The organism is Azoarcus sp. PA01 (assembly GCA_001274695.2).
GTDB lineage: Bacteria > Pseudomonadota > Gammaproteobacteria > Burkholderiales > Rhodocyclaceae > Aromatoleum.
Map to the genome: position 1 here is coordinate 601,380 of LARU01000002.1, position 21,239 is coordinate 622,618.

General features: G+C 66.1%; 19 protein-coding genes. 10 read left to right on the forward strand and 9 right to left on the reverse strand.

Going from position 1 to position 21,239, the window contains the following annotated elements:
• Window positions 1-103: 103 nt before the first annotated feature.
• The gene (gene alaS / locus PA01_03805; GenBank protein ID KON80861.1) at window positions 104-2,725 is read right to left on the reverse strand and encodes an alanine--tRNA ligase; all 2,622 of its coding nucleotides are present in this window, start codon (window positions 2,723-2,725) and stop codon (window positions 104-106) included.
• A gap of 130 nt (window positions 2,726-2,855) precedes the next feature.
• On the opposite strand from alaS, the gene PA01_03810 reads away from it, so the two are divergent.
• Window positions 2,856-3,407 carry a cob(I)yrinic acid a,c-diamide adenosyltransferase gene (locus tag PA01_03810; GenBank protein KON80862.1) on the forward strand — a complete coding sequence of 184 codons (552 nt, stop codon included), beginning with the start codon at window positions 2,856-2,858 and terminating at the stop codon, window positions 3,405-3,407.
• A 2-nt stretch (window positions 3,408-3,409) separates the two neighbouring features.
• Here PA01_03810 and dinB read toward each other — a convergent pair whose 3' ends face one another.
• From dinB to PA01_03830, 4 genes are all read right to left on the reverse strand, one after another.
• On the reverse strand, window positions 3,410-4,501 hold the full coding sequence (dinB, locus tag PA01_03815) for a DNA polymerase IV (GenBank protein ID KON80863.1): 1,092 nt from the start codon (window positions 4,499-4,501) through the stop codon (window positions 3,410-3,412).
• Window positions 4,502-4,657: 156 nt separating this feature from the next.
• Complete coding sequence (gene aroG, locus PA01_03820) at window positions 4,658-5,740, reverse strand: 3-deoxy-7-phosphoheptulonate synthase AroG (protein ID KON80864.1); 1,083 nt, start codon at window positions 5,738-5,740, stop codon at window positions 4,658-4,660.
• A gap of 93 nt (window positions 5,741-5,833) precedes the next feature.
• Complete coding sequence (gene mog, locus PA01_03825) at window positions 5,834-6,424, reverse strand: molybdopterin adenylyltransferase (protein ID KON80865.1); 591 nt, start codon at window positions 6,422-6,424, stop codon at window positions 5,834-5,836.
• Window positions 6,425-6,472: 48 nt separating this feature from the next.
• Entirely contained in the window at window positions 6,473-7,045 is a 573-nt protein-coding gene (locus tag PA01_03830; GenBank protein ID KON80866.1) for a DUF615 domain-containing protein, read from the reverse strand.
• Between the two features lie 61 nt (window positions 7,046-7,106).
• On the opposite strand from PA01_03830, the gene pmbA reads away from it, so the two are divergent.
• From pmbA to ribD, 9 genes are all read left to right on the forward strand, one after another.
• Window positions 7,107-8,447, forward strand: coding sequence for a metalloprotease PmbA (pmbA, locus tag PA01_03835; GenBank protein KON80867.1), 1,341 nt, complete (start codon window positions 7,107-7,109; stop codon window positions 8,445-8,447).
• Between the two features lie 153 nt (window positions 8,448-8,600).
• Entirely contained in the window at window positions 8,601-9,683 is a 1,083-nt protein-coding gene (dctP, locus tag PA01_03840) for a TRAP transporter substrate-binding protein DctP (GenBank protein ID KON80868.1), read from the forward strand.
• 219 nt (window positions 9,684-9,902) lie between these two features.
• Window positions 9,903-10,985, forward strand: a complete 1,083-nt coding sequence (dctP, locus tag PA01_03845) for a TRAP transporter substrate-binding protein DctP (protein ID KON80869.1) — start codon at window positions 9,903-9,905, stop codon at window positions 10,983-10,985.
• Between the two features lie 137 nt (window positions 10,986-11,122).
• Entirely contained in the window at window positions 11,123-11,731 is a 609-nt protein-coding gene (locus PA01_03850) for a TRAP transporter small permease subunit (protein ID KON80870.1), read from the forward strand.
• Window positions 11,728-13,416 carry a TRAP transporter large permease subunit gene (locus PA01_03855; GenBank protein KON80871.1) on the forward strand — a complete coding sequence of 563 codons (1,689 nt, stop codon included), beginning with the start codon at window positions 11,728-11,730 and terminating at the stop codon, window positions 13,414-13,416. Before PA01_03850 ends, PA01_03855 begins: the two co-directional genes overlap by 4 nt.
• Window positions 13,416-14,060, forward strand: coding sequence for a histidine phosphatase family protein (locus PA01_03860; protein KON80872.2), 645 nt, complete (start codon window positions 13,416-13,418; stop codon window positions 14,058-14,060). The genes PA01_03855 and PA01_03860 overlap by 1 nt, the downstream gene beginning before the upstream one ends.
• Window positions 14,061-14,221: 161 nt before the next feature.
• Window positions 14,222-15,472, forward strand: a complete 1,251-nt coding sequence (locus PA01_03865) for a serine hydroxymethyltransferase (protein KON80873.1) — start codon at window positions 14,222-14,224, stop codon at window positions 15,470-15,472.
• Between the two features lie 93 nt (window positions 15,473-15,565).
• The gene (gene nrdR, locus PA01_03870; GenBank protein KON80874.1) at window positions 15,566-16,081 is read left to right on the forward strand and encodes a transcriptional regulator NrdR; all 516 of its coding nucleotides are present in this window, start codon (window positions 15,566-15,568) and stop codon (window positions 16,079-16,081) included.
• Window positions 16,062-17,156 carry a bifunctional diaminohydroxyphosphoribosylaminopyrimidine deaminase/5-amino-6-(5-phosphoribosylamino)uracil reductase RibD gene (gene ribD, locus PA01_03875; protein KON80875.1) on the forward strand — a complete coding sequence of 365 codons (1,095 nt, stop codon included), beginning with the start codon at window positions 16,062-16,064 and terminating at the stop codon, window positions 17,154-17,156. The genes nrdR and ribD overlap by 20 nt, the downstream gene beginning before the upstream one ends.
• A gap of 18 nt (window positions 17,157-17,174) precedes the next feature.
• On the opposite strand, the gene moeB is transcribed toward ribD, so the two are convergent.
• From moeB to PA01_03895, 4 genes are all read right to left on the reverse strand, one after another.
• Window positions 17,175-17,930: a molybdopterin-synthase adenylyltransferase MoeB gene (gene moeB / locus PA01_03880; protein KON80876.1), complete on the reverse strand. Its 756-nt coding sequence runs from the start codon at window positions 17,928-17,930 to the stop codon at window positions 17,175-17,177.
• A gap of 81 nt (window positions 17,931-18,011) precedes the next feature.
• Entirely contained in the window at window positions 18,012-18,461 is a 450-nt protein-coding gene (locus PA01_03885) for a hypothetical protein (GenBank protein ID KON80877.1), read from the reverse strand.
• 20 nt (window positions 18,462-18,481) lie between these two features.
• A complete protein-coding gene (locus PA01_03890) occupies window positions 18,482-19,867 on the reverse strand; it encodes a S41 family peptidase (GenBank protein ID KON80878.1) in 1,386 nt (461 codons plus the stop codon).
• 42 nt (window positions 19,868-19,909) lie between these two features.
• Window positions 19,910-21,229, reverse strand: coding sequence for a peptidoglycan DD-metalloendopeptidase family protein (locus tag PA01_03895; protein ID KON80879.1), 1,320 nt, complete (start codon window positions 21,227-21,229; stop codon window positions 19,910-19,912).
• Window positions 21,230-21,239: the final 10 nt, after the last annotated feature.

The window sequence follows — 21,239 nt, forward strand, 5'->3', positions numbered from 1 at the left end:
GGCTTGCCGGCGCGACCGGGGGCGGCCCTGCCCCGTCGACTCGCTGCCGGTCGGACGCGGCAGGGCCGCCCGCAGGCGGCCTTTTTGCGGAAAGCGCGCGCGATCAGAGGCGCGCTTCGGCCCAGGCCCTGACCGACGCGAGCGCTGCCGGCAGATTCGCCGGTTCGGTGCCGCCCGCCTGCGCCATATCCGGGCGACCGCCGCCCTTGCCGCCGACCTGCTGCGCGACCATGTTCACGAGCTCGCCGGCCTTCAGCTTTGCGGTCAGATCGGCCGTGACGCCGGCGATCAGGCTCACGCGCCCGTCGGCGACCGCCGCGAGCACGATCACTGCCGACTTGAGCTTGTTCTTGAGCTTGTCGAGCGTCTCGCGCAGCGTCGCGACGTCGGCGCCTTCGAGCATCGCGGCAAGCACTTTCGCCCCCCGCACCTCGGCCGCCTGCGCGACGAGCTCGTCGCCCTGGCTCGCGGCGAGCCGCGACTTCATCCGCGCGAGCTCCTTCTCGAGCGCACGCACGTTGTCGAGGATGCCGGCGATGCGCTCCGCGACCTCGTCCGGCTGCACTTTCAGCAGCGCCGACATGTCCTGCACGCGCCGCTCCTGCTCTTGCGCGTAGCGCAGCGCGTTCGCGCCGGTTACCGCCTCGATACGGCGCACGCCGGCCGCGACGCCGCCTTCCGAGACGATCTTGAACAGGCCGATGTCGCCGGTGCGGGTGACGTGCGTGCCGCCGCACAGTTCCTTGCTCGAGCCGATCGCGAGCACGCGCACCTCGTCACCGTACTTTTCGCCGAACAGCATCATTGCGCCGGACTTCTGTGCGTCGTCGATCGACATCACCCGTGCCTCGGTCGCGATGTTCGCGAGGATCTCGGCGTTGACGAGCGCCTCGACTTCGCGGATCTCCTCGGGCGACAGCGGCGCGGTGTGCGCGAAGTCGAAGCGCGTCTTGTCCGGGTCGACCTGCGAGCCTTTCTGCTGCACATGGGCGCCGAGCACTTCGCGCAGCGCCTTGTGCATCAGGTGCGTGACCGAATGGTTGCGCTGCGTGCTCGCGCGCGCCTCGCCGTCGACGCGCGCGACGAGTTCCTGCCCGACCGCGAGCCGTCCGGTCTTGACGACGCCATGGTGCCCATACACGGCGGCCTGGATCTTCTGCGTGTCCTCGACCGCGAAGATCCCGGCGCTGCCGCGCAGCTCGCCGCGGTCGCCGACCTGACCACCGGACTCGGCGTAGAACGGCGTGTTGTCGAGCACGACGACGCCGAGGTCGCCTTCCTGGAGTTCGGCGACCGGCGCGCCGTCCTTGTACAGCGCGAGCACCGTGCCGCGCTCCTCGAGCCGCTCGTAGCCGTGGAACTTCGTTTCCGGGCCCTCGTATTCGAGGTTCATCGCCATGCGGAATTTGCCCGCGGCGCGCGCCTGCTCTTTCTGGCGCGCCATCGCCGCGTCGAACGCCGCCGCGTCGACGGTGACTTCGCGTTCGCGGCAGACGTCTGCCGTCAGGTCGAGCGGAAAGCCGTAAGTGTCGTGGAGCTTGAACGCGGTTTCGCCGTTGAACGTCCGGCTGCCGGTCGTCGCCATCGCGGCGAGCTCGGTCTCGAGAATCGCCATGCCGTTCTCGATCGTCGCGAAAAAGCGCTCCTCTTCCTGGCGCAGCACGTCAGCGACGCGCGCCTGCCCGGCTTTCAGCTCCGGGTACGCCGCACCCATCTCGGCGACCAGGTCCGGCACCAGCCGGTGGAAGAACGCCGCGCGCGCGCCGAGCTTGTAGCCGTGGCGGATCGCCCGGCGGATGATGCGCCGCAGCACGTAGCCGCGCCCTTCGTTGCCCGGAATCACGCCGTCGGCGATCAGGAACGAGCACGCCCGGATATGGTCCGCGATCACGCGCAGCGAAGGGCTGTCGAGGTCGGCGCACGCGGTCTCGCGCGCCGCCGCACGGATCAGGTTCTGGAACAGGTCAATCTCGTAGTTGCTATGCACGTGCTGCAGCACTGCCGAGACGCGCTCGAGCCCCATGCCGGTATCGACGCTGGGCTTGGGCAGCGGATGCATCACGCCCGCTTCGTCGCGGTTGAACTGCATGAACACGTTGTTCCAGATCTCGATGTAGCGGTCGCCGTCCTCGTCAGGGGACCCCGGCGGGCCGCCCCAGATCTCCGGGCCGTGGTCGTAGAAGATCTCGGTGCACGGCCCGCACGGCCCGGTGTCGCCCATCATCCAGAAGTTGTCGGACGCGTAGCGCGCGCCCTTGTTGTCGCCGATGCGGATCACGCGCTCGGCCGGCACGCCGACTTCCTTCGTCCAGATGTCGTAGGCCTCGTCGTCGTCGGCATAGACGGTGACCCACAGCTTGTCCTTCGGCAGCCCGAACTCGGCGGTCAGCAGCTCCCACGCGTACGTGATCGCGTCGCGCTTGAAATAGTCGCCGAAGCTGAAATTGCCGAGCATCTCGAAGAACGTGTGATGCCGCGCGGTATAGCCGACGTTCTCGAGGTCGTTGTGCTTGCCGCCGGCGCGCACGCATTTCTGCGACGTCGTCGCGCGCGAGTACGGCCGCTTGTCGAAGCCGAGGAAAACGTCCTTGAACTGGTTCATCCCGGCGTTCGTGAACAGCAGCGTCGGGTCGTCGTGCGGCACCAGCGAACTGGAGGCGACGATCTGATGACCTTTGGATTCGAAGAACTTCAGGAACTTCTCGCGGATTTCAGCGCTTTTCATGGGGGAGGTTCGCCTGGACTGATCGGATCGACACAGCGGAATTCGTAAGACGGCAATTCTAACGGATGAAAGGAGGCCGAGAGGCTTCGCCTATAATCGGCCGACCCCAACTGCACAGGAAGACGAGAAAATGGGACATCGGCTGTCGAAGATCTACACGCGCACCGGCGACGCCGGGACGACCGGGCTGGGCGACGGCAAGCGGGTTGCGAAGAACAGCCTGCGCATCGACACGCTAGGCGAAGTCGACGAACTGAACGCAGTCGTCGGGCTGCTGCTGTGCGAGGAGCTGCCGGAGGACGTGCAGGCGCTGCTGACCGACGTGCAGCACGATCTCTTCGACCTCGGCGGCGAAATCTGCATTCCCGGCATGAGCATGATCAGCCAGAAGCATGTCGACAAGCTCGAGACCGAACTCGACCGGCTCAACGAACCGCTCGAACCGCTGAAGGACTTCATCCTGCCCGGCGGCAGCCGCGCGGCCGCGCTCGCGCACCTCGCGCGCACGGTCTGCCGCCGTGCGGAACGCGCGATCGTCGCGCTCGGACAGGAAGAAGCGATCAACGACGGGCCGCGCCAGTACCTGAACCGGTTTTCCGACCTGCTGTTCGTGCTCGGCCGCGTGCTCAACCGGGCCGCCGGCCGCGGCGACGTGCTGTGGCAGAAAGGCAAGAACGCCTGAAGTCAGCGGGACTGCGGGCCGGCGCCGGGCGGTGCGACGCCGGCAAACAGCTCAAGCTGCGGGTCCGGCGCCGCAGGCGCGGCAAAGCGCACCCCGACCCCGAGCAGGCGCACCGGCCGCGCGCGACGCCGATACCCTTCCGCGAGGAGCCCGATCCATGTCTCGACTGCCGGGCGCGGATTGACGCACTCGGCGGTGGTCCGCGTGAAATCGGAGAAGCGCAACTTGACGAAGACCTTGTGGACCGTCTCGCCGTCGTGCAGCCGCGCCATGCGGCGCGAGAATTGCTCGACGAGCGCCGGTAATGCCTCGACGCAGGCCTGCAGATCGGGCAGGTCGCGATTGTAGGTCGTCTCCACTGACAGCGACTTGCGCTCGCGGTCGGGCGCAACCGGCCGGTCGTCGATGCCGCGGCACAGCCGGTGCAGTTTCGCGCCGAAACTGCCGAATTCGCGCGTCAGATCGGCCAGTCCCCAGCCGCGCAGATCGCCGCACGTTTCGACTCCCAGCCGCAGCAGATGCTCGGCGGTGACTTTGCCGACGCCGAAGATCTTCTTCACCGGCAGCTCGGCGACGAAGCGGTCGATCTGTTGCGGGGGCACGACGAACTGGCCGTTCGGCTTTCGCCAGTCGCTCGCGACCTTCGCGACGAACTTGTTCGGCGCGATCCCGGCCGACGCGGTGATGCCGACTTCGTCATGGATGCGACTGCGGATCTCCTGTGCCATCAGCGTCGCGCTGCCGCGGCAGCGATCGACGGCAGTGACGTCGAGATAGGCCTCGTCGAGCGACAGCGGTTCGACGAGCGCAGTGTATTCATGATAGATCGCGAGGATCTGGCGCGACGCCGCACGGTAGCGAACGAAGTCGGGCGGCACCAGCAGCAGCTGCGGGCACAGCCGCAGCGCGTGCGCCGTCGACATCGCCGAGCGCACGCCGAAAGCGCGTGCTTCGTAGTTGCACGTCGCAACGACGCCGCGCTCGTCGGGCTTGCCGCCGACCGCGAGCGGCCGGCCGACGAGCGACGGATCGTCGCGCATCTCGACGGCCGCGTAGAAGCAGTCGCAATCGCAGTGGATGATCTTGCGCGACACGGCTTGTGCCCGAGGCGGACGATCGGCGCTGCGACTTCAGGCGCCGGACCCGGCATCGATCGCGCGCGGACCGGGAACGCGCGGCGTCTTGCGGCAGGTCTGCGCATCCATTTCCCGGCCCTCAGCTGCCGGCGCGGCAGCCACCCGGCCGCCGCGTCACTCCAGGTCGGCGCGTTTGACGCGGCGCTGACGTACCGCCTCGGCGAGGATCTCGAGCACGGTGACGCTGTCTTCCCAGCCCAGGCACGCGTCGGTGATGCTCTTGCCGTACTCGAGCTCCTTGCCGGGAATCAGGTCCTGGCGCCCTTCCTTCAGGTGCGACTCGACCATCACGCCGATGATGCGGTCGTCGCCGTCGGCCATCTGCGCGCCGACGTCGCGCGCGACCTCGATCTGCAGGCGGTGCTGCTTGCGGCTGTTGGCGTGCGAGAAGTCGATCATCACTTTGCCCGGCACGCCCGAAGCGGCGAGCTCCTTGCACGCGGCATCGACGCTGACGGCATCGTAGTTGGTGCTCTTGCCGCCGCGCAGGATGACGTGGCAGTCCTCGTTGCCGAGCGTCGTGACGATCGCCGAATGCCCGGCCTTGGTCACGGAGAGAAAATGATGCGGTGACTGTGCGGCCTTGATCGCGTCGACGGCGATCCGGACGTTGCCGTCGGTGCCGTTCTTGAAGCCGACCGGGCACGACAGCCCGGACGCGAGTTCGCGGTGCACCTGGCTCTCGGTCGTGCGCGCGCCGATCGCGCCCCAGGCGATCAGGTCGGCGATGTACTGCGGCGTGATCATGTCGAGGAACTCGGTGCCCGCGGGCAGCCCCATCTCGTTGATCTCCCACAGCAGCTTGCGCGCGAGCCGCACGCCTTCGTTGATGCGGAAGCTGTTGTCGAGGTAGGGATCATTGATCAGGCCTTTCCAGCCGACCGTCGTGCGCGGCTTCTCGAAATACACGCGCATCACGACGAGCAGATCGTCCTTAAGGCGCGCGGCCTCGACCTTGAGCTTGCGGGCGTATTCGAGCGCCGCGTCCAGGTCGTGGATCGAGCACGGCCCGATGACGACCAGCAGGCGGTCGTCCGCGCCGAACAGGATGCGGTGGATCCCCTGCCTCGCCTCGTACGCCACTTCGGCCGCTTTCGGCGTCGCCGGAAACTCGCGCAGCACGTGCGCGGGCGGAATCAGCTCCTTGATCTCCTGGATGCGGACATCATCGATGTGAATCTTGACTGAGGCGGACATGGCGAAACTCTGTTGGGCAGCGTTGGCAAGCGCACAATTCTAGCCGAAGATCGCCTGTTCCTGCGCCGGCAGCCTCCCGCAGCGAGTTCGGAGTCAGGCTTTTTTCGGCCGGATCGCCTGCTTCGGGCGGAAGACCTTGATGACTTCGTCATCAGTCTCGACGTACGGCCCGCCGATCAGGTCGATGCAGTACGGAATCGCCGCGAAGATGCCGACGTGACTCACCGAGCCGTCGGCGGCGCGCAGTCCTTCGAGGGTTTCACGGATCGATTTCGGCTGTCCGGGCAGGTTGACGATCAGGCTTTTGCCGCGGATCACGGCGACCTGGCGCGACAGGATCGCGGTCGGCACGAAGTTGAGGCTGATGCGGCGCATCTCCTCGCCAAAGCCGGGCATCTCCTTTTCGCCGACGGCGAGCGTCGCTTCCGGCGTGACGTCGCGCGGTGCCGGCCCGGTGCCGCCGGTCGTCAGGATCAGCGCGCAGCCTGCAGCGTCGGCAAGCTCGATCAGCGTGCGCTCGATCGTCGGCCGGTCATCCGGGATCAGCCGCATTTCGGCGCGCCACGGCGAACTCAGGGCGCGATCGAGCCACTCGCGCAGCGCCGGAATGCCCTGGTCCTGATATGTGCCGTCGGAGGCGCGGTCGCTGATCGACACCAGGCCGATCGTGATTTCGTCACTCATGAGAATCCCCTTTCGATCATCGGACACCGCCGGAACGCCCGGCCGTGCTCACTCTTCGTCGCGATCCTGCGGCTCGTCCGCGGCGGCCGCAGCGGCGCCGGCGTCGAGGTCGCGCAGCACACGGAACAGCTCGCGGAACGCGCGCGGCGGCTTGTTGTGCTCGCGCTCCTTCAGCGCATTGCGCCGCAAGGTTCGCAGCTGCTGGAAATCCGCCTCCGGCCAGGTCTCGGCGATCCTCTGCAGCACTTTCTCGTCGTCGAGCACATCGGAGCGCAGGCGCTCGAGGCGATGCTGGCGGGCGATCTCGGCTTTCGACAAGCCGTTGAACACGTCGAGCTGCGCCTGGATCGGTTCGGGATCGATGTGGCGCATCAGCTTGCCGACGTACTGCATCTGGCGGCGCCGCGCTTCGTGCTTCGTCATGCGCTTGGCTTCGCGCACCGCGTCGGCGAGCGCCTCGGGCATCGGCACTTTCTTCAGTTGGTCGACAGACAGCGCGACCAGTTGCTCGCCGAGATCCTGCAGCGCGTGCATGTCGCGCTTGCGCTGGCTCTTGCTTGGCGGCAGCGGCAGCCCGTCCTCGCCGTCGGGCAGTTTGTCGTCGTGGTCGGCGTGGATCATGAAAAGTACAGTGCGTGGGAACGGGGTAAGATTATAGCCTTTGCTCCCTGGTCTCCCGCCCATGTCCGCTCAAGGCTTCTCGTTCTCCCCCGACCGACTGCACGAAATCGCCGCCGATGTACTGAAATTCGCGAAAAAAAGCGGCGCGACGGCATGCGAAACCGATGTTTCCGAAGGGTTCGGCCAGTCGGCGACGGTGCGCAAAGGCGAAGTCGACACGATCGAATACAACCGCGACAAGGGCATCGGCGTCACGGTCTATGTCGGCCAGCAGCGCGGCCATGCGAGCACTTCGGATTTTTCGAAGGCGGCGCTGAAAGCGACCGTCGAAGCGGCCGTCTCGATCGCCCGCTTCACCGCGCCCGACCCGTGCGCCGGCCTGGCCGACCCGCAGCTGATGGCAAAGGACTGCCCGGATCTCGACCTCCACCACCCGTGGCAGCTCAGCGTCGAGGACGCGATCGCCGCGGCGCGCGAGTGCGAGGAGGCGGCGTTCGCCGTGAGCCCGAAGATCACGAATTCCGAAGGGGCGAGCGTCTCGACGCAGGAATCGCACTTCGTCTCGGCGAACAGCGCCGGCTTCACCGGCGGCTACGCCAGCTCGCGCCACAGCGTCTCGTGCTCGGTCATCGCCGGCGAAGGCGACGCCATGCAGCGCGAATACTGGTACGACTCGCGCCGCGACGCGGCCGACCTGATGGCGAGCGATCTGGTCGGACGGCGTGCCGCCGAACGCGCCCTCGCCCGCCTCGGTGCGCGCAAGATCAAGACCTGCGAGGCGCCGGTGCTGTTCGAAGCGCCGCTCGCGGTCGCGCTGGTCGGGAATTTCGTCCACGCGGTCAGCGGCGGCTCGCTGTACCGCAAGTCGTCGTTCCTGCTCGACAGCCTCGGCCAGACGGTGTTCTCGCCGCTCGTGAACATCTCCGAGCGCCCGCACGTTCCGAAAGGCTTCGGCTCGAGCCCGTTCGACAGCGACGGTGTCGCGACGCGCGACCGCGAAGTCGTCAGCGACGGGGTGCTGCAAGGCTATTTCCTGTCGACCTATTCCGCCCGCAAGCTCGGGCTGCAGACGACCGGCAACGCCGGGGGTTCGCACAACCTCGTCGTCGGCGGCGGCGAAATGGACTTCCCGGCACTCGTCAAGCACATGGAGCGCGGCCTCGTCGTCACCGAGCTCCTCGGCCACGGCGTCAATTACGTCACCGGCGACTACTCGCGCGGGGCGGCCGGATACTGGGTCGAAAAAGGCAAGATCAAGCACGCGGTCGAGGAAATCACGATCGCCGGCAACCTGCGCGACATGTTCCGCAGCATCGTCGCGATCGGCAACGACGCGCTGCCGCGCGGCGCGAAACATTGCGGCTCGGTGCTCATCGAGCGCATGAAGATCGCCGGGCGCTGAACGCGCTGCACCTCATTTCGTGGCGTGGCATAACGGATGGCCGTACGCTTTCGAAGCGGCGCGGCGTTCCTCCGGGACGCCGCGCCCCGCACCACCCTTCGGGGGATCTCGCCGGCATTGCCGGAAATTCATAAAGCACAACAAGGAGAGATCGTGGAACGTCGAAAATTTCTCAGAAGCGCGGGCCTCGCCGGCGTGCTCGCCGGCGCCAGCGCGCCGGCGCTCGTCCAGGCGCAGGAAAACATCCGCTGGCGCCTCGCGTCGAGCTTCCCGAAGTCGCTCGACACGCTGATCGGCGCCGCCGAGACTTTCGCGAACAACGTCGCCGAATCGACCGGCGGCAAGTTCATCGTCAGCGTGCATGCGGCCGGCGAACTGGTGCCGGCGTTCGGCGTCGTCGACGCGCTGCAGCAGGGCTCGATCGAGTGTGCGAACACCGCGCCCTATTATTTCTTCGGCAAGGACGAAGCCTTCGCGTTCGACTGCGCGATCCCGTTCGGCATGAACGCGCGCCAGCTCACGGCATGGATGTATGAAGGCAATGGCCAGAAGCTGCTGCGCGAGTTCTACGCGCCCTACAACATCATCAGCCTGCCGATGGGCAACACCGGCGCGCAGATGGGCGGCTGGTACCGCAAGGAAATCAAGTCCGTAGCCGACTTCAACGGCATGAAGATGCGCATCGGCGGCTTCGGCGGACGCGTGCTGGCGAAACTCGGCGTGGTGTCGCAGAACATTCCGGCCGGCGAGATCTACTCGGCGCTGGAAAAAGGCACGATCGACGCGACCGAGTTCGTCGGCCCGCACGACGACCTCAAGCTCGGCCTGCACCGCGTCGCACCGTATTACTACTATCCGGCCTGGTGGGAGGGCAGCGCCCAGACCACGCTGTACATCAACGCGAAAGCCTTCAACGCGCTGTCGAACGAGTACAAGTCGATCGTGCGCCAGGCGGCGTCCGATTCGCACGTCGTCACCCAGGCTCGTTACGACGCACGCAACCCGGCCGCGCTCAAGCAGCTCATTTCCGAAGGCACCAAGCTGCGGCGGCTGCCCAAGGATGTCATGGACGCGGCGTTCAAGGCGTCGCGCGAAGTCTATGCCGAGCTGAACGACAAGAACCCGGCATGGAAGAAGATCTACGCGGACTACTCGCGTTTCATGCAGGCGCAGTACCAATGGACGCCGCTCGCCGAAGGCAGCTACGACCAATACATGGCCGCGCAGAAGCTGTAACAGGCCCGTCGGAGCGTCCGCCAACCGCAACACCGGGGGCGCTTCCCGAATGTCTCTTTCCCTCCACCCGGCGGCACGGCGGACAGCGCCGTCGGATCCCCGACGGCCCTTCCGGCCGGGCCGAAACAGCGGATATTAGGGTTTCCCGCGAATTTCGCCGTCGCGCGAACCCTTGTACTCTCAGCGCCATTCCAACAACGGAAGGTCAAGGGAGACATCGTGGAACGTCGTTCATTTCTGAAAAATGCAGGTATCGCCGGAGTCCTCGCCGCGGGTTCCGCTCCCGCCATCATCCACGCGCAGCAGAATCTGCGCTGGCGCCTGGCGTCGAGCTTCCCGAAGTCGCTGGAAACGCTCTTCGGCGGTGCCGAAACTTTCGCGAAAAACGTCACCGAAGCGACCGGCGGGAAATTCACCGTGAGCGTCCATGCGGCGGGCGAGCTCGTCCCCGCTTTCGGCGTCGTCGACGCGATCCAGCAGGACACGATCGAATGCGCGCACACCGCGCCGTACTATTTCTTCGGCAAGGACGAAGCTTTCGCGCTCGACTGCGCGATCCCGTTCGGCATGAACTCCCGGCAACAGACCGCGTGGATGTACGAAGGCAACGGCCTGAAGCTGATGCGCGAATTCTATGCCAACTACAACATCGTCAATTTCCCGATGGGCAACTCGGGCGCCCAGATGGGCGGCTGGTACCGCAAGGAGATCAAGTCGCTCGCCGACGTGAACGGACTGAAGATGCGCATCGGCGGCTTCGGCGGGCGGGTGCTGGCCAAGCTCGGCGCGGTGCCGCAGAACATTCCCGCAGCGGAAATCTACCAGTCGCTCGAGAAAGGCACCGTGGATGCCGCCGAGTGGATCGGGCCCTATGACGACCTGAAGCTGGGCCTGCACAAGGTCGCGAAGAACTACTACTACCCCGCGTGGTGGGAAGGCAGCACGCAGTTCTCGGTGCTGATCAATACGAAGGCGTTCAACGCGCTGTCGAACGAGTACAAGGCGATCGTGCGCCAGGCCGCCTCCGACGCGCATGTCAGCGTTCAGGCGACTTACGACGGGCGCAACCCGACGGCGCTCAAGCAGCTGATCGCCGAAGGCGCGAAGCTCAGCCGCCTGCCGAAGGAAGTGATGGACGCGGCGTTCAAGGCGTCGCGCGAAGTCTATGCCGAGCTGAACGACAAGAACCCGAACTGGAAGAAGATCTACGCGGATTACTCGCGCTTTCAGGCCGACGCATATCAGTGGGAAGGCATCGCCGAAGGCAGCTACGACCAGTACATGTCGGCACAGAAACTCTGATCTGCATCACGCCGGCCCCGCGGGGCCGGCGCCGCTTTCCGCCGCCCGATGCGGCGCTGTAGCATCCAATTCGCGCCGGGCGCGGCCGTGCGCGCCGCTGCTCGCGCCACCTCCCTCCGTTTCAGGCGAATTACCCGATGGGAACTCTGCTCAAGTTGTCACACCTCATCGACGCGTTCAGCCGCTTCATCGGCAAGTCGATCATCTGGCTGGTGCTGGCCGCAACGCTGATCAGCGCCGCCAACGCCGTCGCCCGCAAGGCATTCAGCATCGGCTCGAACGCGTTTCTCGAAATCCAGTGGTACCTGTTCGCCGCAGTGTTCATGCTCGGCGCCGGCTATGCGTTCCTGCAGAATGCGCATGTGCGCATCGACGTCATCGCGAACAAGATGAGCAGTCGCATGCGCAACTACGTGGACGTCTTCGGAATCATCGTCTTCCTGCTGCCGCTGTGCTACTTCATGATCAGCTTCTCGTGGCCGGTCGTGCACGGCGCCTACGTGTCCGGCGAGATGTCCTCCAACGCCGGCGGCCTGATCCGCTGGCCCGTCTACGCGCTGGTTCCGGTCGGCTTCGCGCTGCTCGGGCTGCAAGCCGTCTCCGAACTGATCAAGCGCATCGCCTTTCTGATGGGCCGCGGCCCGGACCCCTTGGCCACCGCCGGACATGACGAAACGAAGGACCACATCCACGCCGCCGTCGGCGACACCTCCGAGACCAACGCTGCCGGCGAGTCCCAAAAATGATTGAATTCGTCTCCGCCAACATCGCCCCGATCATGTTCGGGGTCATTATTTTCTTTCTGCTTTCCGGTTTCCCGGTCGCGTTTTCCCTTTCGGCTTGCGGGCTGTTCTTCGGCTTCGTCGGCCTCGAGCTCGGCCTGATTCCTGCGGCCCTGTTCCAGGCGCTGCCGCTGCGGGTGTTCGGCATCATGCAGAACGACACGCTGCTGGCGATCCCGTTCTTCACGCTGATGGGCCTGATCCTCGAACGAAGCGGCATGGCCGAGGATCTGCTCGAGACCGTCGGGCAGGTGTTCGGCCCGATCCGCGGCGGCCTCGCCCTCGCGGTGATCTTCGTCGGCGCACTGCTTGCGGCGACGACCGGCGTCGTCGCAGCGTCGGTGATCTCGATGGGCCTGATTTCGCTGCCGATCATGCTGCGCTACGGTTACAGCCGTCCGGTAGCGACCGGTGTCATCACCGCCTCCGGTACGCTCGCGCAGGCAATTCCGCCGTCGCTGGTGTTGATCGTCATGGCCGACCAGCTCGGCCGCAGCGTCGGCGACATGTACAAGGGAGCGATGATTCCGGCGCTGATGCTCGTCGCGCTCTACGCAATGTTCATCGTCGGGCTGGCGATCTTCAAGCCCAAAATGGTGCCCGCCCTGCCGCCCGAGGCGCTCACCTACCGGGAACCCAACGGCAGTTCGGGCATGGCCTCGCTTGGCGTCCTCTTCGTCCTGGTCACCGCGATTTCGGTCGCGCTGGGCAAGTACTACGGCGAAGTCCTGAGCTTCATGGAGGGCCAGGCGGTGACGGAGCCGGCCCTCGACGAAACAATCGTCGTCGCGATGACGTTCGGCACCCTCTTGGCGCTGCTTCTCGCAGTCCTGAACCGCATTTTCCGGCTTGGCCTGCTGTCGCGCATCGCCGAACGCGTAACGTTCGTGCTGATCCCGCCGCTGACGCTGATCTTCCTCGTGCTCGGCACGATCTTCCTCGGTGTCGCGACGCCGACCGAAGGCGGTGCGATGGGGGCAGTCGGCGCGCTGGCGATGGCAGTGTCGCGTCGCCGGCTCGATTTCAAGACGCTGCTCCAGGCGCTCGAAGCGACGTCGCGGCTGTCGATCTTCGTACTCTTCATCCTCGTCGGGTCGACGATCTTCAGCTTCGTGTTCACGGCGGTCGACGGCCAGATATGGGTCGAACACCTGTTCGACCGGCTACCCGGGGGGCAGCTCGGCTTCCTGCTGTTTGTCAACACGGTGATCTTCTTCCTCGGTTGCTTCATCGATTTCTTCGAAATCGCGTTCATCCTGCTGCCGCTGCTTGGACCTGTCGCCGAGAACATGGGCATCGATCTGATCTGGTTCGGCGTGATCATCGCGATCAACCTGCAGACCTCGTTCCTGACGCCACCGTTCGGCTTCGCGCTGTTCTACCTGCGCAGCGTCGCGCCGGTCGCCTCTTACCCGGACCGCGTCACCGGCAAGCGCATCGAAGGCATCAAGACCGCAGACATCTACCGCGGGTCGATCGCGTTCGTCATCATCCAGCTGATCATGGTCGGCCTCGTCATCGGCTTCCCGCAACTGGTAACCGGCGGTCTAGATGACAGCGTCAAGATCGATCTCGACACCATCCAGATTCAGCAGCCACCGGGCGATGGGGGCGGCTGGGGAGACAGCGACGGGGGCGACGGATGGTGATGATGCGCGCGACCCGGCTATGTCTGGTGCGACACGGCGAGACCGCGTGGAACGCGGAAAGACGCCTGCAGGGACACCTGGACGTGCCGCTCAATGAAATCGGTCATGCCCAGGCGGAAGCGACTGCCGCGCGCCTCGCCGGACACCGCTTCGCCGCGTTCTACTGCAGCGACCTGCGCCGCGCACAGCAGACCGCTGCGGCGGCGGGGCGCGCGCTCGGGTTCGAGGCGACGCTCGAACCCGAACTGCGCGAGCGGCACTACGGGGTATTCCAGGGCCTCACCTACGACGAAGCCCGCGAGCGGTTCCCGCAGGACTACGCCCGCTTCCACGCCCGCGACCGCGACTTCGCCTTTTGCGGCGGCGGCGAGAGCCTCGGCACCTTCGCCGCCCGCATCCACCGCGCACTTGACCGTATCGCCGCCCGCCATGCCGGCCAGCAGACGCTGGTCGTCACGCACGGCGGCGTGCTCGACATCGCGCATCGCCTCGCAACCGGCAAGGCGCTCGACGCGCCGCGCGACTTCACGATTCCGAACGCCGCACTCAACTGGATCGAGTTCGACGGCCGCCGCTGGCAGCTCCTCGCGTGGGCCGATCAGGCTCACCTTGCAGCCGCCCGCGACGAGTTGCCGAACACCTGACGGTCCCGCTCGTCGGCACCGCCCCTCCGAGCGCTGGGGCGGCTGTGCCGGCCACCCGTTCGCGAGGTCTGCGCCGCTGCGCGCGAATGCTTGCCCCACCATGACCGCTTGCCGTGCGTGCTAATATCCGCTTTTAAAACCAATCGCTTCGAGCCCGTCTCATGTTCTCTGCGCAAGACACCCTCGCCAAGGTCGACCCCGAACTGTGGACCGCCATCCAGGCCGAAAACCGCCGCCAGGAAGACCACATCGAACTCATCGCTTCGGAAAACTACGTTTCCCACGCCGTGATGGAAGCGCAGGGTTCGCAGCTGACCAACAAGTACGCTGAAGGCTACCCGGGCAAACGCTACTACGGCGGTTGCGAGCACGTCGATGTCGCCGAGCAGATCGCAATCGACCGCATCAAGAAGCTGTTCGGCGCGGAGGCCGCCAACGTCCAGCCGAACTCCGGTTCGCAGGCAAACCAGGCGGTGCTGATGGCCTTCGCGAAACCCGGCGACACGATCATGGGCATGAGCCTCGCTGAAGGCGGCCACCTCACGCACGGCATGGCGCTGAACATGTCCGGCAAGTGGTTCAACGTCGTCGCCTACGGCCTCGACGAAAAAGAAGAGATCGACTACGACGCGATGGAACGGCTCGCGCGCGAGCACAAGCCGCGCATCATCATCGCCGGCGCTTCCGCCTATTCGCTGCGCATCGACTTCGAGCGCTTCGCGAAGATCGCCCGGGAAATCGGCGCGATCTTCTGGGTCGACATGGCGCACTACGCCGGCCTGATCGCCGCCGGCTACTACCCCAACCCGGTGCCGCACGCCGATGTCGTGACTTCGACGACGCACAAGACGCTGCGCGGCCCGCGCGGCGGCATCGTCCTGATGAAAGCCGAACACGAGAAAGCCATCAACTCGGCGATCTTCCCGGGATTGCAGGGCGGCCCGCTGATGCACGTCATCGCCGCGAAGGCGGTCGCGTTCAAGGAAGCGCTGACTCCGCAGTTCCGTGATTACCAGGAACAGGTCATCGCGAACGCGCGCGTGATGGCGCGCGTGCTCGGCGAAGAGCGTGGCCTGCGCATCATCTCGGGACGCACCGAAAGCCACGTCTTCCTCGTCGACCTGCGCTCGAAAAACATCACCGGCAAAGCCGCCGAAGCGGTGCTCGGCTCGGCGCACATCACGGTGAACAAGAACTCGATCCCGAAGGATCCCGAAAAGCCTTTCGTCACCTCCGGCATCCGCATCGGCTCGCCGGCGATGACGACGCGCGGCTTCACCGAGATCGAAGCCGAGCAGGTCGCGCATCTGATCGCCGACGTCCTCGATGCGCCGCAGGACGACGCGGTCCTCGCCGACGTCCGGTCCAAGGTCGCCGAACTGTGTGCCCGTCACCCGGTGTATGGAAAGTAGGCGGTTGCGCCTGAGCCGCGGACGTGTGCCGGCGCATGGCTGCGGTTTTTCGCCGACCGCTCGGGCCGGCGCTGCGGCACCCCGGCGCCGCTCATGAAATGCCCTTTCTGTGGCGACCCGAACACTCAGGTCGCCGACACGCGTGAGAACGAAGGCGGCGAAGTGGTTCGCCGCCGGCGGCGGTGCCCGAAGTGCGACAAGCGCTTCACGACGTACGAGCGCATCGACCTGAAGATGCCGCACATCGTCAAACGAAATGGCAACCGCAGCGAGTTCGAGCACGACAAGCTTGCCGGCAGCATGAAGCTCGCGTTGCGCAAGCGCCCGGTCACGCTCGAAGCGCTCGATGCGGCGGTCGACCGCATCGAGGCGAAACTGCTGGCGCTCGGCGAACAGGAAGTGCCGAGCGAGAAAGTCGGCGAACTCGTCATGCGTGAACTGAAGAAGCTCGACAAGGTCGCCTACATCCGTTTCGCCTCGGTTTATCGCAACTTCGCCGACGTCGACGAATTCGCCGAAGTGATTCGCGAAGTCAAGGCGCGCCCCAGGCGCAGTCGCCCCGCAGAACCCCCGGAACCGACCTCCGAGAATGACCTATTCCGAAGCTGACCACGTCGCGATGGCGCGCGCGCTGCAACTGGCCGAGCGCGGGCTGGAAACGACGACGCCGAACCCGCGGGTCGGCTGCGTCCTGATCAAGGACGGCGGCATTGTCGGCGAAGGCTGGCATCAGCGCGCCGGCGAGCCGCACGCCGAAGTCCTCGCGCTGCACGCCGCCGGCGACGCCGCGCGCGGCGCGACCGCCTACGTGACGCTCGAACCCTGCACCCATCACGGGCGCACTCCCCCGTGCGCCGACGCGCTGATCGCCGCCGGCGTCACGCGCGTCGTCGCGGCGATGGAAGATCCTAATCCGCTCGTCGCCGGCACCGGCGTCGCCCGCCTGCGTGCAGCGGGCATCGCCGTTACGACCGGCCTGCTCGCGACCGATGCGCACGAGCTGAACATCGGCTTCGTAGCGCGCATGACCCGCGGGCGCCCGTGGGTGCGGCTGAAAACCGCCGGCACGCTCGACGGCAAGACTGCGCTGAACAATGGCGTCAGCCAGTGGATCACCGCAGACGCGGCGCGGCGCGACGGACATCGCTGGCGTGCCCGCGCGTGCGCGGTGCTCACCGGCATCGGCACCGTGCGGGAGGACGATCCGCAGCTCACAGTGCGGGCGGTGCCGTGCGAGCGCCAGCCGCTGCGCGTGCTCGTCGACGCGCGGCTCGACGTGGCCCCATCGGCGAAACTGTTGCAGGGAGGGGGCTGCCTGGTCGCCACCGCGATCGAGGATCGCGAAAAGACCGCGGCGCTGAAGGCACTGGGTGCTGAAGTCGTGGTGCTGCCGAACGGCCAGGGGAAAGTCGATCTGCCGAGCCTGATGCGCGAACTCGGCGCCCGCGGCATCAACGAAGTGCATGTCGAAGCCGGGCTCAAGCTCAACGGTTCGTTGCTGCGCGAGAACTGCGTCGATGAACTGTTGCTCTACGTCGCGCCGATGCTCGTCGGCGACGCCGCCCAGGGACTGTTCAACCTGCCGGAACTCGCGCAACTCGACCGCGCGATACGGCTGCAGTGGCGCGATGTCCGCTTCATCGGCGACGATCTTCGCCTGCTCGCCCGTCCGCTGAAAGCCTGAAGCGGGTCACCCGAAAACCTAGTCGTCCCGGCCGGCACACACTTCGCAGGCCGGATCGCGACCGAGCAGGACGCTGCGCCATTCCATTGCGAGACCGTCGAGCAGCAGCAGGCGGCCGTCGAGCGAAGTGCCGCAGCCGATCAGAAGCTTCAGCGCCTCGGCTGCTTGCGTCGCCCCGATGATGCCGGTGAGCGGCGCGAACACACCCATTACCGCGCAGCGCACTTCATCGACCTCCTGGCCTTCGGGAAACAGGCAGTGATAGCAGGGGCTGTCGGCGCGGCGCAGGTCAAAGACCGAAACCTGCCCGTCGAAGCGGATCGCCGCGCCCGAGACGAGCGGCTTGCGAAAGCGGACGCAGGCACGATTGATCGCGTGACGCGTCGCGAAATTGTCCGAACAGTCCAGCACCAGGTCCGCCGCAGCGACCTGCTCGTCGAGCGCCGCTCCGTCGAGGCGCATCGCGAGCGGCTCGATCCGCGCCTGCGGGTTGAGCCGGAGCAGCGTATCGCGCCCCGACTCTACTTTCAGGCGCCCGACCCCTTCGGCGCTGTGCAGGATCTGGCGCTGCAGGTTCGTCAGATCGACGGTGTCCCCGTCGCACAGCACGACCGTTCCGACGCCGGCCGCCGCGAGATACATCGCTGCCGGCGAGCCGAGCCCGCCGGCCCCGATCACCAGCACTCGCGACGCGAGAATCGCCTCCTGTCCCTCGACGCCGATTTCGGGCAGCAGGATATGCCGGCTGTAGCGCAAAAGCTGGTCGTCATTCATCGGAGAGAAAAACCCGGGTGAGGCGGCAACGCCGGCATGGAAAAGGAAAAGGCCCGGGGGAAAGAACCCCGGAAACCCGGCCTACTTGTATTCGCGGAATTCCACCGGCGTATCGTCGTGATCGCCGTGGAGGTGATGGTCGTACGCCGTCACATAGACTTCGTTGGATTGCTTGATCAGCCGCTCGGGCGAGCCGAGATTGTGCCGCTGCGTTTCCTCGCAAAAATAAACGAAAGTCCGCAGCAGCCGCGAGTAAAGCCCGTTATCGAGGTGGAACCCCGCCTCGGACAACGCGCTCTCGACCATTTCGAGCGAAAACTCGAGCACCGAATACGAGACGATCAGCGACAGCGGATGTTCCCCCGTCGATACCCGCAACCCCTTGAACGTCTGCAGCGAGCGCATCGCCTGGCCGACCTGGCCGGGCGGCAGCGATGCGAAACGGATCTCCCGCTGCTTCTCCAGCCCGGCTCCGACAACCGGGTGGTCATGATGCCTGCCGGCAAGCTTGTAGGCAGTCTCCCGACGCATCACGTCTCCTTATCGCGCTTTTATTCCTTCTTATTCTGGACGATCTGCAGGCCCTTGAGAAGGTTGAGCGCCTGGTTCAGTTGGTAGTCGTCCTTGCTCGCGAGTTCCGGACGCGGCAGCACCTCGGCCTCGTCGTCGACAGCCGGCGGGTCGCCCGCCTTCGGCTCGTCGGCCTTCTTCGGCTCCGCCTCGGGACTGCGGTCATTGCCGAGGTGGCGCTCCAGGTCGGCTTCGCGCAGGCGCCGCGACGAGCCATTGGCCGTTTCCTCGACGATGATGTCCGGCTCGATGCCTTTCGCCTGAATCGAGCGGCCGCTCGGCGTGTAGTAACGGGCCGTCGTCAGCTTGATCGCGGTGTTGCTGTTGAGCGGCAGGATCGTCTGGACCGAGCCCTTGCCGAACGTCTGCGTTCCCATCACGACCGCGCGGCGGTGGTCCTGCAATGCGCCAGCGACGATTTCGGAAGCCGAGGCGGAGCCGGCATTAACGAGCACGACCATCGGGAGTGTGCGCGCGCCCTCCGGCAGATCCTTGAGGAAATCCTCACGGCTGCCGCGCAAGTAGTCGTCCGCCCGCGCACGATATTCACGTTTCGCGTCATCGGTCCGCCCGTCCGTCGACACCACCAGCGCATCCGCCGGCAAGAACGCCGAAGCGACGCCGACAGCACCATGCAGCAGGCCGCCCGGATCGTTGCGCAGGTCGAGCACCAGGCCTTTCATGTCGCCTTCCTTGGCGAGCTTCGCAAGGTGTTCGGCGACGGCTTGCGAGGTGTTTTCCTGGAACTGCGCGACGCGCAGGTAACCATAGCCCGGCTCGACCATCTTCGACTTGACGCTTTGCACCTTGATCACTTCGCGCGTCAGCGTCACCACCACCGGGCGATCTTCGCCCTTGCGCACGATGGTCAGCGTGATGTCGGTCTTCGGCTTGCCGCGCATGCGCTTGACCGCGTCGCTGAGCGTCATGCCCTTGACTGGGGTTTCGTCGAGCTTGACGATCAGGTCGCCGGCCTTGACGCCCGAGCGGAACGCGGGAGTGTCCTCGATCGGTGAAATGACCTTGACGAAGCCGTCTTCCATGCCCACTTCGATGCCCAGCCCGCCGAACTCGCCGTGGGTGCCGACCTGCAGCTCCTTGTACGCTTCGACGTCGAGGTACGCGGAGTGAGGGTCGAGCCCGCTCAGCATGCCGCTGATCGCGTGGTTGATCAGTTTCTTGTCCTCGACCGGTTCGACGTAGCCTTGCTTGATCGCGTTGAACACGTCGGCAAATGCGCGCAGCTCCTCGACCGGCAGCGGGGCGGCTGAAACTTTGTCGGCACTGGCGGGGAAATTGAGACTGATCAGCACCCCGGCGAACACGCCGGTCATGATCAAACCCGCTTTCTGAAGCTTGTTACGCATGACTACTCCATCGAGGAAAAAACGCCGGGAACCCCGGAAAAGCTAATTGAGCCGCACCCACTGCAGGGGATCGACCGGCTGTCCGCGGTAGCGGATCTCAAAGTATAAACCCGATTCGGAGGCGCCTCCGCTCGCCCCAACGCTGGCGATCGGATCCCCCCCGGCAATCACGTCGCCGAGCTCCTTCAGCAAGGCGTCGTTGTTGCCGTATATCGACAGATAGTCACTGCCGTGATCGACGATGATGAGGTTGCCGTAGCCGCGCAGCCAGTCCGAGAACACGATCTCCCCCGCTGCCACTGCCCGCACCTCCGCACCGCCCGAGGCGCGTATGAAAACGCCTCGCCACGTCGTGCCACCTTCCGCCCTTGGAGCACCGAAACGTCCAACCAGTTCGCCACGGACCGGAAATCGCATCTTGCCGCGCAACTGCGCAAAGCTCACGCCCGTCGGAGTCGCCTCCGCGGCCTGCCGGACTTCGCCGACGACCGCTTCCGAGCGCGAGCGCGGCGTTGACCGTGCCGCGTCCGCCCGTTTTTCCGCTGCCGCCCTGGCCGCCGCGCGGGCCGCAGCTTCGCGCGCGGCGGCAGCGGCTGCGGCACGCGCGGCTTCCCGTTCGGCCGCCCGCCGGGCGAGGACTTCCACCAGGCGACCGAGCCGCTGCTGATCCTGGCGCAGCGTCTCCTCTTCCTTGCGCTGGCTGAGCAGCTGCCGGGAGATCCCTTCGAGGGCCTGCTTGCGCCTGGCCTGCATCGATTCGAGCGCGGCATGCTGGCTGCGCTGTTGCACTTCGAGCGCCACGAGCCGGTCGCGCCGGCCGGCAATCGACTCGCCGAGCTCGGCTTTCTGCCGCAGATCCCCGCGCAGCGACTCGATCAGCGCGAGGCGGGCCCTGCCGAGGTGTTCGAGATAATGAGCGTCGCGGGCGAACTGATTCGCGTCGCGGTTCGCCAGGAACGGTGCGACGCCGCCGCCCGCGCCATGGACATAGTGCCGGCGCAGCCACTCGCCCAGTTCGGTCTGCCGTCCCGCGATCCGGGCTTCCACTGCTTCCTGCTCGGCCTCGAGGATCGCCACCGATTTCTCGGTCGTCGCCCGCTCTGCGGCCAGGGCGTTCAGCTGTCGCCGCGCCTGCGAAACCGCCCGTTCCGCCGCGGCGAGTTCGCCGGCAGCGCCCGAGCGGGTTTCCTCGGTATCGGCAATCTCCTTGCGCAGATCCGCGATACGGCGTTTCACCTCTTCGAGGTCGGAACGCTTCTGCACGACTTCGGCCGGCTCGCCCGCCCACGCCGCAGGGGGGCCGAGCAGGAGCGCCACCGCCAGCGCAGGGACAACGGAGCGCAACCCGGGCAGGACGATCATTCTCGGGCGG

What these genes read in the sequence shown, in the direction of transcription:
- alaS (KON80861.1), bottom strand. Translation starts at nt 2,725, where the DNA reads ATGAAAAGCGCTGAAATCCGCGAGAAGTTCCTGAAGTTCTTCGAATCC.
- PA01_03810 (KON80862.1), top strand. Translation starts at nt 2,856, where the DNA reads ATGGGACATCGGCTGTCGAAGATCTACACGCGCACCGGCGACGCCGGG.
- aroG (KON80864.1), bottom strand. Translation starts at nt 5,740, where the DNA reads ATGTCCGCCTCAGTCAAGATTCACATCGATGATGTCCGCATCCAGGAG.
- mog (KON80865.1), bottom strand. Translation starts at nt 6,424, where the DNA reads ATGAGTGACGAAATCACGATCGGCCTGGTGTCGATCAGCGACCGCGCC.
- PA01_03830 (KON80866.1), bottom strand. Translation starts at nt 7,045, where the DNA reads ATGATCCACGCCGACCACGACGACAAACTGCCCGACGGCGAGGACGGG.
- pmbA (KON80867.1), top strand. Translation starts at nt 7,107, where the DNA reads ATGTCCGCTCAAGGCTTCTCGTTCTCCCCCGACCGACTGCACGAAATC.
- PA01_03850 (KON80870.1), top strand. Translation starts at nt 11,123, where the DNA reads ATGGGAACTCTGCTCAAGTTGTCACACCTCATCGACGCGTTCAGCCGC.
- PA01_03855 (KON80871.1), top strand. Translation starts at nt 11,728, where the DNA reads ATGATTGAATTCGTCTCCGCCAACATCGCCCCGATCATGTTCGGGGTC.
- PA01_03860 (KON80872.2), top strand. Translation starts at nt 13,416, where the DNA reads ATGATGCGCGCGACCCGGCTATGTCTGGTGCGACACGGCGAGACCGCG.
- PA01_03865 (KON80873.1), top strand. Translation starts at nt 14,222, where the DNA reads ATGTTCTCTGCGCAAGACACCCTCGCCAAGGTCGACCCCGAACTGTGG.
- nrdR (KON80874.1), top strand. Translation starts at nt 15,566, where the DNA reads ATGAAATGCCCTTTCTGTGGCGACCCGAACACTCAGGTCGCCGACACG.
- ribD (KON80875.1), top strand. Translation starts at nt 16,062, where the DNA reads ATGACCTATTCCGAAGCTGACCACGTCGCGATGGCGCGCGCGCTGCAA.
- moeB (KON80876.1), bottom strand. Translation starts at nt 17,930, where the DNA reads ATGAATGACGACCAGCTTTTGCGCTACAGCCGGCATATCCTGCTGCCC.
- PA01_03885 (KON80877.1), bottom strand. Translation starts at nt 18,461, where the DNA reads ATGCGTCGGGAGACTGCCTACAAGCTTGCCGGCAGGCATCATGACCAC.
- PA01_03890 (KON80878.1), bottom strand. Translation starts at nt 19,867, where the DNA reads ATGCGTAACAAGCTTCAGAAAGCGGGTTTGATCATGACCGGCGTGTTC.
- PA01_03895 (KON80879.1), bottom strand. Translation starts at nt 21,229, where the DNA reads ATGATCGTCCTGCCCGGGTTGCGCTCCGTTGTCCCTGCGCTGGCGGTG.